General features: G+C 74.1%; 11 protein-coding genes. 7 read left to right on the top strand and 4 right to left on the bottom strand.

Annotation, left to right across the window (positions count from 1 at the left end):
* Positions 1-24 precede the first annotated feature (24 nt).
* The 3 genes from ACFYWG_RS07370 to ACFYWG_RS07380 all read left to right on the top strand — a co-directional run bounded on the left by ACFYWG_RS07370 (position 25) and on the right by ACFYWG_RS07380 (position 2,624).
* Positions 25-915 (top strand): MBL fold metallo-hydrolase, encoded by an 891-nt coding sequence (locus ACFYWG_RS07370; protein WP_383508425.1) that lies wholly within the window; start codon positions 25-27, stop codon positions 913-915.
* A 236-nt stretch (positions 916-1,151) separates the two neighbouring features.
* Positions 1,152-1,997 carry an LLM class flavin-dependent oxidoreductase gene (locus tag ACFYWG_RS07375; protein ID WP_389199867.1) on the top strand — a complete coding sequence of 282 codons (846 nt, stop codon included), beginning with the start codon at positions 1,152-1,154 and terminating at the stop codon, positions 1,995-1,997.
* A 93-nt stretch (positions 1,998-2,090) separates the two neighbouring features.
* Positions 2,091-2,624, top strand: coding sequence for a hypothetical protein (locus tag ACFYWG_RS07380; protein WP_383508420.1), 534 nt, complete (start codon positions 2,091-2,093; stop codon positions 2,622-2,624).
* Positions 2,625-2,840: 216 nt separating this feature from the next.
* Here the strand turns inward: ACFYWG_RS07380 and ACFYWG_RS07385 are convergent, their stop codons facing one another.
* From ACFYWG_RS07385 to ACFYWG_RS07395, 3 genes are all read right to left on the bottom strand, one after another.
* Positions 2,841-3,182: a hypothetical protein gene (locus ACFYWG_RS07385; RefSeq protein ID WP_389199869.1), complete on the bottom strand. Its 342-nt coding sequence runs from the start codon at positions 3,180-3,182 to the stop codon at positions 2,841-2,843.
* A 29-nt stretch (positions 3,183-3,211) separates the two neighbouring features.
* On the bottom strand, positions 3,212-4,924 hold the full coding sequence (ctaD, locus tag ACFYWG_RS07390) for a cytochrome c oxidase subunit I (protein WP_376329830.1): 1,713 nt from the start codon (positions 4,922-4,924) through the stop codon (positions 3,212-3,214).
* Positions 4,925-5,069: 145 nt separating this feature from the next.
* Entirely contained in the window at positions 5,070-5,744 is a 675-nt protein-coding gene (locus tag ACFYWG_RS07395; RefSeq protein ID WP_383507995.1) for a hemerythrin domain-containing protein, read from the bottom strand.
* Between the two features lie 266 nt (positions 5,745-6,010).
* On the opposite strand from ACFYWG_RS07395, the gene ACFYWG_RS07400 reads away from it, so the two are divergent.
* Positions 6,011-7,105, top strand: a complete 1,095-nt coding sequence (locus ACFYWG_RS07400) for a glutamate--cysteine ligase (RefSeq protein ID WP_383507998.1) — start codon at positions 6,011-6,013, stop codon at positions 7,103-7,105.
* Between the two features lie 17 nt (positions 7,106-7,122).
* Here the strand turns inward: ACFYWG_RS07400 and ACFYWG_RS07405 are convergent, their stop codons facing one another.
* Positions 7,123-7,473: a hypothetical protein gene (locus ACFYWG_RS07405; protein WP_389199872.1), complete on the bottom strand. Its 351-nt coding sequence runs from the start codon at positions 7,471-7,473 to the stop codon at positions 7,123-7,125.
* Positions 7,474-7,670: 197 nt separating this feature from the next.
* Between ACFYWG_RS07405 and ACFYWG_RS07410 the strand changes: the two genes are divergently transcribed.
* From ACFYWG_RS07410 to ACFYWG_RS07420, 3 genes are all read left to right on the top strand, one after another.
* Entirely contained in the window at positions 7,671-8,924 is a 1,254-nt protein-coding gene (locus ACFYWG_RS07410; protein WP_385414824.1) for a PP2C family protein-serine/threonine phosphatase, read from the top strand.
* 388 nt (positions 8,925-9,312) lie between these two features.
* A complete protein-coding gene (locus tag ACFYWG_RS07415; RefSeq protein ID WP_376329821.1) occupies positions 9,313-10,440 on the top strand; it encodes a winged helix DNA-binding domain-containing protein in 1,128 nt (375 codons plus the stop codon).
* A 104-nt stretch (positions 10,441-10,544) separates the two neighbouring features.
* Positions 10,545-12,248, top strand: coding sequence for a RecQ family ATP-dependent DNA helicase (locus tag ACFYWG_RS07420; protein WP_389199874.1), 1,704 nt, complete (start codon positions 10,545-10,547; stop codon positions 12,246-12,248).
* Positions 12,249-12,296: the final 48 nt, after the last annotated feature.

Genomic DNA, 12,296 nt, shown 5'->3' on the forward strand with positions numbered 1-12,296 from the left:
TGCACAGTGAACGATGCCGAGCCCATCACCGATGCCGAGCCGATCACCGGTGAACGACTGCGGCGGCCCGCGGTCGCCAGGTCGGTGACACTCGGGGCGACGAAGGTGAGTTACGTGCCCGACGGCGCGGTCCAGCTCGTCCCGCACCGCTGGCTTCCGGACACCGGCGACGAGGTGTGGTCCGCCCACCCCGAGTACCTGGACGGCACCGGGCACCTCGTGGCCGGCATCGGCGGCCTGCTCGTGGAGCGCGACGGCCGCGCGTTGCTCATCGACGCCGGCTTCGGACCCCAGGCGGTGCCCGCCGCACCCGGCAACCCGCACGGCGCCCTGCACGGCGGCGCGCTGCTGGACAGCCTGGCCGCGCTCGGCAGGGCCCCCGAGGACATCGAGGCGGTGGCCTTCACCCATCTGCACATCGATCACATCGGATGGGCCTGGCAGCCCGCACCGGGCACGACCGGACCCGCCTTCGGCCGGGCCGCCCTTCTCGTGAGCGAGTCCGAATGGTCCCGGCGCCACCTGCTCCACGCCCACGGAACGGACGAGAAGATGCTGGCGGCCCTCGCGCCCCGCGTCCGGACCGTGGCCGACGGCCAGGAGATCTTCCCAGGGGTCCGGGCCCGGCTGATGCCCGGCCACACCCCGGGCCACCTCGCCTACGTCGTCGAGTCCGGTGGACGGCGGCTCATCGCCTTCGGCGACGCCCTGCACTCCCCGATCCAGGTGACGCACCCGGAGTGGTCGGCGGCCTCGGACCACGACCCCGAGCAGTCCGCCGGATTCCGGCACCGGCTGGTGACCGAGCTGGGGGAGCCCGGCACGATCGGGTTCGGCATCCACTTCGCCGACGTGGTGTTCGGCACCGTCCGGCGGGACGGCGGCCGTGCTGTCTGGCACCCACTCGACGACTGACGCCCCCGAGCCGGGCGGGACGCGCACCCCGGGCGGCCCCCCCGGCTGCGACCGGACCGCCCCCCGGCGGACGCGCCGAAATCCGGTTGGCCTCCGGTCCGGCCGGTCCTAGAGTGGGGCCACTTCGACGAGACGCTCCCCGGAATCGCGCCGCAGGGCGGGAGCGTCCCACCTCGTGGAGGTGCCGGAGGGGCGGCAGCCGTCCTTGTCGACCCTTCCTGTCGGAGGTCTCCTTCATGAACGTCGGTATCGGTCTGCCCATCGGCGACCCCGCGTCCCTGCTCTCCTGGGCCCGGCGCGCCGAGGCCGGGCCCTTCAGCACCCTCGGCCTGCTCGACCGGCTCGTCTACGACAACCCCGAACCGCTCGTCGCGCTCGCCGTCCTCGCGGGTGCCACCTCCCGCATCCGAGTGCAGACCGAGGTGCTGCTCGCCCCGCTGCGCGACACCGCCCTGCTCGCCAAGCAGGCCGCCACCCTGGACCGGATGACCGGCGGCCGCCTCGTCCTGGGCCTGGGCGTCGGCGGCCGGGACGACGACCACCAGGTCGCCGGTGTCGCCGTGAACACCCGGGGCCGGCGCCTGGACGAGCAGATGGCGCTGATGCGCCGCCTGTGGTCGGGTCGGTCCTGGGGCGACGGCGCGGGCCCGATCGGCCCGCGGCCCGCCCGGCCCGGCGGTCCCGAAGTGCTCTTCGGCGGCTTCAAGCCCGCCGCGATCGAACGCGTCGCCCGCTGGGGCGACGGCTTCCTCGCCGCGGCACCGCTGTCCTGGGCAGGCGGCCTGTTCGACACCGCCCGCGCCTGCTGGCAGCAGTACGGCCGCGACGGCGAGCCGCGCCTGGTCGCCCAGGTCGACGTCGCCCTCGGCCCGGCCCACGTCGTCGACGACGCCCGGGCCGCGATGCACGCCTACTACGCCTTCACCGGGATGCCGGACCGGATGGTCGAGGGGCTGCTCACCACTCCCGCCGCCGTCCGGGAGGCCGTCACCGGCTTCGCCGGACTCGGCGCCGACGAGGTCATGCTCTACTGCCACGGCTCCGATCCGGACCAGGTCGACCGCCTCGCCGACGCCCTGTGACCGGGCGCGGGCCCGGCGGCCCAGTGTGAGGACGGGTCTGTCACCGGCCGTCGAGCCGGGATGAAGACCGGGCCGCCGGGTACCCGCCGCCGCATGATCAGGCGCGCACTGTGGCAAGGGCTGGTCGCCGGCACCGCCGGCGGCGTCGTGATGACCCTCGGCGAGAAGGCGGAGCAGGCGGTGACCGGCCGTCCCGACTCCCACGTGCCCGCCCGGGTCCTGCAGAGACTCACCGGGATGCGCGAACGCCCGGGCACCCAGCCGCTGCCCGTCAACTGGGCCATGCACTTCGGCCAGGCCGCCGTGCTCGGTGTGCTGCGCTCGGTCATGGCCCAGGCCGGGCTGCGCGGCCCGGTCGCCTCGGCCAAGTTCACGGTCGTCCGCCTCACCAACGACCAGATCCTCGAGAACGCGACCGGCGTCGGCGCCCCGCCCCAGACCTGGCCCCGCAAGGAACTCGCGGTGGACGTCCTGCACAAGGCCGTGTACGCCTTCGTCACCGGCGCCGTCGCCGACGCCCTCGCCGCGCGTGGCGGCCCCGGCCCGGGGCAGCGCCACGCCGCCCTGCGCCGGGGCCGCCGGGCCGGTGTCGGGCCCCTGCCCCGCAAGGACGCCTGGACCCGGTGAAGAGCCGGATCCCGTGAGCGGACACGGGAGCGGGGGGGGGGGGGGGGGGGGGGGGGGGGGGGGGGGGCGGGCGGGGGGGGGGGGCGGGGGGGGGGTGGGGCCCCCCCCCCCCCATCGCCCCCCTCCCCCGGTTACCCCGCGGGCCCCGGTGGGCGCCCGGGGGGGGGGGCCCCCGCCCGGGCGGCGGGGGGGCCCCGCTCCCGGCCGGTTGCGCCGTCAGCCGATGAGGTCGCAGACCACGGCGCTCACCGACACGGCACAGGCGAGGACGGCACAGGCCCCCGCCGCGTGCCGGCGCAGCAGAGCGCGCCGGAGTTCGGCGTACCGGGCCTCGTACTCCTCGCGCAGCTCCGCCGCGCGCCGGACCGTGCCGCGCAGCAGGCGGCGGCTGACGTCGAGCCGCTGCCGGACGAAGTGGGTGGTGAGGTCCTCGGCCTCGGCCGTGGTCAGCCACGGCAGTTGCGCGCACAGTTCCTCGGCCTCACGCCGGGCCTGGTCGCGGTGGCTCTGGGCGAGGAGGTACCCCTCGGCCTCCTCGGCCAGGCCGCTTCCCGTCACGCCGGCCGGCGCCCCGTGCCGGAGGCGTCTCACGGCCGGTCGCCCTTGTGGCCCTCGGCCTCCATGATGTCGCGCCGTCCGGTGTTCTCCGCCTGGTCCAGCATGGCCACATCAGGGTGGTGCAGGTCGAAGGCGGGGGACTCGGAGCGGATCTTCGGCAGGGTGACGAAGTTGTGCCGGGGCGGCGGGCAGGAGGTCGCCCACTCCAGGGAACGGCCGTAGCCCCAGGGGTCGTCGACCTCGACCTTCTCGCCCTTCTGGGCCGTCTTCCACACGTTGTAGAGGAAGGGGAAGGTCGACATGCCGAGCAGGAAGGCGCCGATCGAGGAGATGGTGTTCAGCGCGGTGAAGCCGTCCGCGGCGAGGTAGTCGGCGTACCGGCGGGGCATGCCCTCGGCGCCGAGCCAGTGCTGCACCAGGAACGTCATGTGGAAGCCGACGAACAGCGTCCAGAAGTGCACCTTCTCCAGGCGCTCGTCGAGCATCGTGCCGGTCATCTTCGGCCACCAGAAGCTGAAGCCGCCGAACATCGCGAAGACGATCGTGCCGAACAGCACGTAGTGGAAGTGGGCGATCACGAAGTACGAGTCGGTGACGTGCCAGTCCAGCGGCGGCGAGCCGAGGATGACGCCGGTCAGCCCGCCGAAGAGGAAGGTCACGAGGAAGCCCGCCGCCCACAGCATGGGCGGCTCGAAGGACAAGGAGCCCTTCCACATGGTGCCGATCCAGTTGAAGAACTTCACGCCCGTCGGGACGGCGATCAAGTACGTCATGAAGGCGAAGAACGGCAGCAGCACCGCGCCGGTGGCGAACATGTGGTGCGCCCACACCGTCACGGAGAGGCCCGCGATGGCGATGGTGGCGCCGACCAGGCCCGTGTAGCCGAAGATCGGCTTGCGGGCGAAGACCGGGATGATCTCCGTGATCACGCCGAAGAACGGCAGGGCGAGGATGTAGACCTCGGGATGGCCGAAGAACCAGAACAGGTGCTGCCAGAGCACCGCTCCGCCGTTCTCCGGGTTGAAGATCTGCGCCCCGAAACGGCGGTCGGCCTCCAGCGCGAACAGCGCGGCGGCCAGCACCGGGAAGGCCAGCAGCACCAGCACCGAGGTGAGCAGGACGTTCCAGGTGAAGATCGGCATGCGGAACATCGTCATGCCGGGGGCGCGCATGCAGATGATGGTCGTGATGAAGTTGACCGAGCCGAGGATCGTGCCGAAGCCGGCGAGGGCCAGCCCCATGATCCACAGGTCGCCGCCGATGTAGGGGGTGCGCTCGCCGCCGCTGAGCGGGGTGTAGGCCGTCCAGCCGAAGTCGGCCGCGCCCTGCGGGGTGAGGAAGCTGCTGAGCACGATCACCCCGCCGAAGGCGAACAGCCAGTACGAGAACATGTTCAGCCGGGGGAAGGCGACGTCCGGGGAACCGATCTGCAACGGCATGATCGCGTTGGCGAACCCGGCGAACGTCGGTGTCGCGAACAGCAGCAGCATGATCGTCCCGTGCATCGTGAACGACTGGTTGTACTGCTCGTTGGACAGGATCTGCAGGCCCGGCCGCGCCAGTTCGGCCCGGATCGCCATCGCGAGTGCTCCTCCGACCAGGAAGAACAGGAACGAGGTGATCAGGTACAGATGTCCGATCTTCTTGTGGTCGGTGGTCGTCAGCCAGGTGACGACCACTTTCCCTCTGCCGCGGCGCTCCACCGCGGGTACTGGCGCAACCGGTTCAGTGTGTGTCGCCATCAGTCCTCTATCGGCAGCAACGATGCATGACGGGTGACGGGTCATCCGACCCGAGGAACCTAGTCGCTCTGATTGGCCGCCATTGCCCGACATGGTGCTTTCTTGGGCTGAATGGCGGAATGTTCCATTCGATGGGGCGGCGGCGTCAACGCCGTTTGCGCACGACCGCGAAGGCCGCCACGCCGACCACGAACCCGGCGACTCCCACCAGCACCTTCTTCAGCACGCGCGCGGGCACGTTCAGCCCCAGCGCGTCGCGGGTCCGGTCGTACAGGCTGAGCGGGACGCCGAGGACCGTGTTGCCCGGCGGGCGCCGGGGGATGACCGGGTGGGGGTGCGTGGGCGCGGTCCTGCGCATCGTCTCCCAGGCGGTGCCGAGCTTGCGCAGCCGGTCCGTGTCCACCGCCTCCTGGAGCCGGGGGAGCAGGAGACCCTCCTCGTCCTGGATGTCCTGCCGGATCAGGGCGAAGGCGCGCTCCACCTTCTCCTCGCGCTCCGGGGTGCCGGGCTCCAGGCGTTCGATGTCGGCGACCAGGTCGTTGATCTCCTGGTGCTCCTCCTCCACGCGGGAGGTCAGCTCCTCGCCGTCCGGCACGGAACGCCGCAGCGCGGGCCAGAGCACGGTCTCCTCGGCGAAGGCGTGGCTGAAGACGAGCTGGACGAGGTCCTTGAGGACCTTCTCCCGGTCCTCACCGGGAGGCAGCGACCCGTACCGGCCCATCAGGCGGTCCATCTCCGCGTGGTCGCGGCGCTGCCGCGCCAGGACGCTGGCCTGACCGCCCAGCTCCTCGACGGACTGCTCCTCGATCGTCCTGGGCATGGGCCGCTCCCTTCCACGGGCCGGCGCGACACCGGCGTCACCCCCGGCGGAGGCCGGATGCCGCGCGCGAGTACCCGGCTCCCGGCGGCTACACCTCGCGCACGCGCCTTTCCCGGGGGCAAGCTGGTTCCACCGGTCCGGCGTGGTGTGCCGCGAGCGGGGCCGCGGCACTCGGTGACCCGCGAGAGCGGTCCCCGCCGCGCACCGAGCGCGGGCCGGGCGTACGGTGCCCCGGCCCGCCGGGCGGGCGGAACAGAGGGTGGTCGATGACGACGATCGGCGTGGAAGAGGAGTACCTGCTGCTCGACCCGGTCACGGGTCTGCCGGTGCCCCAGGCGGACAAGGTGCGCGCCGCGGCCGGCGTGGGCCGCCTGGTGGCCGATCAGGAGGTGCAGTACGAGCTGCTGCAGGCGCAGGTCGAGGTGGCCACACCCGTCTGCAGCACCCTGGAGGAGGTCGGAGGCCATCTGCTGCGGCTGCGCCACGCGGTCGGCGGAGCGGCCGAGGAGCACGGCTGCCGGATCGGGGTGTGCGGCACGCCCCCCGTGCGGCACGGCCGCCCCATCGCCGTCACCGACCAGGCCCGCTACCGCGCGATGGTCGCCCAGGCGCCGCAGCTGGTCGCCGAGCAGCTGGTCAACGGCACGCACGTGCACGTGGGCGTGCCGGACCGGGAGGCGGGCGTGCAGGTCCTCAACCGGATCCGCCTCTGGCTGCCGACGCTGACGGCGATGGCGGCGAACTCCCCGCTGTGGGACGGCCACGACACCGGCTTCGCCAGCTGGCGCACGGTGATCTTCAGCCGGTGGCCGGTGAGCGGGATGCCCCCGTCCTTCCGCGACGTCGAGGACTACGACCGGCGTGTGGAGCGGCTGCTGGAGGCCGGCCTGATCTCCGACGTCGGCCAGCTGTACTGGCAGGCCCGGCTCTCCTCCCGCTACCCGACGATCGAGGTCCGCTGCCCGGACGTCCAGCTGCGCGCCGACGAGGCCGTGATGCTCGCCGCGATCATCCGGGCCCTGGTGGAGACGGCACTGGCGGAGGCGAACGCCGGCGCCCCCGCCCCGGACTGCGCCCAGGAGCTGCTCCAGGGCACCATGTGGCACGCGGCCCGGCACGGACTGGGCGACACGCTGGTCGATCCCGGCGGCACCCTGCAGCGCGCGGGCGATGTGCTGTACCAGCTCCTGCGGCACGTGAGCCTCGCCCTCGACGCCTCCGGCGACGCCCGTCAGGTGACGTCCTTGGTGCACCGGCTCCTGCAGGACGGCACCGGCGCGGACCGGCAGCGCGCGGCCCTCGCCCACGGCGGTCTGCGGGCCGTCACCGACCTGGTCAGCGCCCAGAGCACGATGCCGTGACGCCGGGGCTGCGCTCCTCAGGCGGCCGCGGCGAACGCGGCGGCGACGGCGACGTCCGCGCGGGCGTGGACGACCAGGCGCGTGCCGGCCGGGTCGGCCTGGGCCTCCAGCGCCCGGCGGGTGGGGGCGCTGTGCGTCGCCACCGACATCAGCACGCCCAGGCGGCTGCACAGCCGGTGCACCCGCAGGAGCGCGCCGACCGCGGCGGCCGTGGCCGGCTGCTCCAGGACGACGACCAGCGGAGCCGGGCGGTACGCCTCGACGAGGCCGCTGATCCGGGCGATCAGCCCGGCCTGCCCGCCGACGCCGGGGTCGTGGTGGACGGTGACGACGAGGACTCCGTGATCGAGGGAGTGGGACAGCAACACGGCCTCCTTTTCCACGTGCGGCGGGCGGTGGTTCACCCTCGAAGTACCCCTGGGCGGGACACCGACGCCTCCGCGCCGGTGATCCGCGGCCCGGTGGGTATCCGTCCGGTGCACCCCGGGGGCCGACGCGACCGCTGCGGCCGGGGAACGGAGGAGGCGGGACCGTGAGGGAACACAGCGGGGAAGGCGGCCGGCGGATGCTCGCCGATCTGCTGGCCGCGAGCCACCTCATGCCGGTCGAGCTGCTGCCCGACAAGGCGACCGAGTGCGCACGCGCGGCCTCCTTCAGCCGGGTGCTGATCTACCTGGCCGACCTCCAGCGCCGGACGCTGCGCCTGCTTCCCGGTGCCGGGGCGGACGGCGGCGACGCCGAGCGCGAGCTGCCCGTCGCGGGCACGGTCGCCGGACGGGCCTTCCAGCACAGCGGTGTCCTGCCTGCCTCGCCCCCGGGCGGCGGCGTCTTCGAGTGGTGGGTGCCGCTGCTGGACGGGACCGAGCGCATCGGGCTGCTCCGGGTGAGCGCCGAGCGCGACGACGCGGCCGCCCACGCGGACATGGAGGCGCTGGCGGGCCTCGTCGCGCTGATCATCGTGAGCAAGCGGGGCACCAGCGACGCGCTGGCCCGGCTCGGGCGCAGCCGGCCCATGAGCGTGGCCGCGGAGATGCAGTGGAACCTGATGCCGCCCCGCACCTACGCGGACGGCCGGGTCACGATCTCCGCCGCGCTGGAACCGGCCTACGACATCAGCGGCGACGTCTTCGAGTACGCCGTCGACGGGCCGCTGGTCCATCTGACGATCTTCGACGCGATGGGCCACGACACGGCCGCCGGACTCTCCGGCGCCCTCGCGCTGGGCGCCTGCCGCAACGCCCGGCGTCAGGGCGCGGACCTGGCCGACAAGGCCGACGCCGTCGAAGCGGCCCTGCTGGAGCAGTACGACCACCGCCGGTACGTCACCGGCATCCTGGCCACCCTCGACACCCGCACCGGCGTCCTGCGGTGGGTCAACCGGGGCCACCATCCGCCGATCATCATCCGCGACAGCCGCTGGTCCACCCATCTGCGCTGCCCCCCGGCCCACCCCATGGGCACCGGACTGGGTCTGCGCACCACCGTGTGCGAGGAGCACCTCCAGCCGGGCGACCGCGTCGTCCTGTACACCGACGGCATCACCGAGGCCCGCAGCTCCGGCGGCCGGGAGTTCGGCCTGGAGCGCTTCACCGACTTCCTCGTCCGCCACCACGCCGACGGCCTGCCCGTCCCGGAGACACTGCGCCGCCTGGTCCAGGCCGTCCTGGAGTACCACGACGGCCGGCTGGAGGACGACGCCACCGTCCTGCTGTGCGAATGGATCGGACCCCACCTGGAGCCGGTCGCCACCGCGGCGGCTCTGACCGGCCTGTCGGCGCACGGACCGGCCCGCGGCGCGGGAGCCGGCCCGATCCACTGAGCACCCGCTTGGCATCCGGCCGGTGGCCGGAACCCGGCCGCGCCGAAAGACTTCCACGGACGCATCCGTGCTCATCGGCCCCCGAGGCCACGCTTCAGAACGGCCGGCGGGCGAATCCCCCCGCCAACATCGCCCTGGGCCCCGTCGCCGCCCTCATGGACCGGACGAAGGACACGGTCCGCAAGGCCAGGGGCAAGGACTGAGGCGCGGGCAGGGGTCTGGGACGGCCCGGCACCGGAGCGACACGGGTGCCGGGCCCCTCCCGCGCCGGCGGCACGGAAGCGGATGCGGTCAGGAATCGACCTCGTCGCCTGTCAGGGTGGCCGTGAGGCCGCCCGGAGACCGGACGACGGGCCGGCGCACGACACGAAGGGCCGGAGACTCCACGATGACCGTTCTGGACGCACGGGCGCTCAATCGCGCCACCCTGGCACGCCAGCTGCTCCTGGACCGTGCCGATCTGCCCGTGCCGGACGCCGTCGCCCACCTGGGCGGGCTCCAGGCGCAGGAGCCGCAGGAGCCGTTCACCGGGCTCTGGTCACGGCTGCGGGCGTTCGACCCCGAGGAGCTGTCCGCACTGCTCACCGCGCGGCGGGTCGTGCGCACCCACCTGATGCGCCGCACCGTCCACCTGGTCACCGCCGACGACGCCCTGGCCTGGCGCGCCCGCCACGACGCCATGCTGCGCCAGCGGGTGCTCGGGGTGTACCGCCGCGAACTGGACGGCGTGGACCTCGGTGAACTCGCCGCGGCGGGCGAGGAGGTGATGTCCGACGGCCGACCCCGCACCATGCCCGAACTGGCCCGGGCCGTCGCCGGCCGCTGGCCGCACGCCGGACCACGGGCCCTGGGCGAGATGCTGGTCGCCGGTCTCCTGCCGACCGTGCAGCTCCCGCCGCGCGGCCTGTGGCGGGCCAAGGGCGGCGCACGGTACGGCCTGATGTCCACCTGGCTGGGACGCGAGACCGACCCGCCGGCGCCGGACGGCTCCGACCCCGTCGGGCAGACGCTCGTGCGCAGGTACCTCGCCGCCTACGGCCCCGCCGCCTCCGCCGACCTGCGCGCCTGGTGCGGCCTGGCCGGGCTGCCGCGCGCGGTGAGCGCCCTGCGCGGGGAACTGGTCTCCTTCCGCGACGAGCGCGGCCGGGAACTCCTCGACCTCCCCGGCGCGCCCCGCCCCGACCCCGGCACCCCCGCCCCGGTGCGGTTCCTGCCCGCCTTCGACAACGCGGTCCTCGGCTACGACGACCGCGGCCGCATCATCGACGCCGCCCACCGCGGCCTGTCGGTCGCCGGGGCCCGCCTGGTGCTGGTCGACGGGCGGGTCGCCGCGACCTGGACCACCGAGGCGGACACCGTCCACGTCACCCCGCTGCGCGGCCTGTCCCGCGCCGAGCGCGACGCCGTGGCGGAGGAGGGGCGCGCCCTGGCCCGCTTCCTGCACACGGATCCCGGCGACTGCGGCGATGCCGGGGGCGGCCCCGGCCGGGTGCGGATCGCCGCGTCCCCGCGCTGACGTCGCCGCGCACACCCCTGATACGGACGCGGTCCGGCGGGTACCCAGGGCTGCGCCGCGGACGCGAGCCACCGCCGTCCGCACGGAAGAAGCGAGGAGCCGGCATGGGACGGAAGCGGCCGGGGACACGGCAGGACCGGGCCGCGAGCCTGCGGGAGACCGCGGCCGACGTGTTCGGCTGGGACACCCTCCTGCCCGAGCAGCTCACCGCCATGGAGTGGGTGCTCGACGGGGAGGACACCCTCGTCGTCATGCCGACCGGATCCGGCAAGTCCGCCGTGTACCAGGTGCCCGCGGTCCTGCTGTCCGGCCCGGTCGTGGTCGTGTCGCCCCTGCTGGCCCTCCAGCGCGACCAGATCGCCGGACTGCCGGAGGGCGAGCGCGCACCCGGCGCCGTGGCGGTCAACTCCGACCTGGGCGCGACCGGGACGCAGGAGGCCTGGGAAGCGGTGGAGCGGGGCGAGGCCCGGCTGCTGTACCTGTCGCCGGAGCAGCTCGCCAAGGACGACGTGCTGGAACGGCTGGCCGCGCTGGACCCGGCCCTGTTCGTCGTGGACGAGGCGCAGTGCGTGTCGTCCTGGGGCCACGACTTCCGCCCCGACTACCTGCGCCTGGAGCAGGCCGTGCGCCGCGTCGGCCGGCCACCCGTCCTGGCCCTGACCGCCACCGCCGCCTCACCGGTGCGCAAGGAGATCGCCGAACGCCTCGGCATGCGCCGCCCGCGCCTGATGGTCACCGGCTTCGACCGGCCCAACATCAGACTGGAGGTCCGCCGCTTCCTGGACGACGAGGAGCGGCGCCGGACCGTCGTCGAACGCGCCGCGGCCGAGCCCAAGCCGGGCATCGTCTACGCCGGCACCCGCAAGGACAGCGAGCACTACGCCCGCGAGCTCGCCTCCCTGGGGCTGACCACGGAGGCCTACCACGCCGGGCTGCGCGCGGCCGAACGCGAGCGCATCCACGACGCGTTCCTCTCCGGCGAGGCGGACGTGGTCGTGGCGACCTCGGCGTTCGGCATGGGCATCGACAAGGAGGACGTACGGTTCGTCCTGCACGCCTCGCTGCCGGGCTCGCTGGACGCCTACTACCAGGAGATCGGCCGCAGCGGCAGGGACGGGGAACCGGCCCTGGCCGTCCTGCACTACCGGTCCGAGGACACCGGCATGCAGACCTACTTCGCGGGACGCAGCCCCGGCCGCGAGACCCTGTCGGAGGTCGCCCGGGCCGTCCACGACCACGGTGACGACCCCGCCGGCCTGGACGAACTGCGCGAGGACACGGGCCTGTCCCGGAACCGGGTGACCGCCGCGGTGAACCTCCTGCAGGAGGCCGAGGCGGTCGACACGGGCGAGGAGGGCGCGGTGCTCCCGGCCGACGGCGTGTCCCCCGAGGAGGCGGCGGAGGAGGCGGCGCGCACGGCGCAGGCCCACCGCCGCACGGACCGCACCCGGGTCGAGATGGCCCGGGCCTACGCCGAGACCACCGGCTGCCGGCGGCACTTCCTCCTCGGCTACTTCGGGGAGGAGCACGCCGCGCCCTGCGGCAACTGCGACCTCTGCGACGCGGACCGGGACGGGCAGGACACCGAGGACCGGCCCGTGCACCCGGCCGCGGCCGCCTACCCCGTCGGCACCGAGGTCCGGCACGAGCAGTGGGGCGACGGGACGGTGCTCAGCGAGGACCAGGACCGCATCACCGTCTTCTTCGCGCAGGCCGGCTACCGCACCCTGGCCCTGGAGGCGGTGGCCGCCCAGGACGGGCTGCTGGCGGTGGTGCGCAAGCCCGGAGAGGACCGCTGGTCGGGCTGAGCCCCCCGACAGGGCCCTTCGCCGGTGCCGGGAGCACACTGGAAGGGT

Source organism: Streptomyces sp. NPDC003456, assembly GCF_042878735.1.
Taxonomy (GTDB): Bacteria; Actinomycetota; Actinomycetes; order Streptomycetales; family Streptomycetaceae; genus Streptomyces.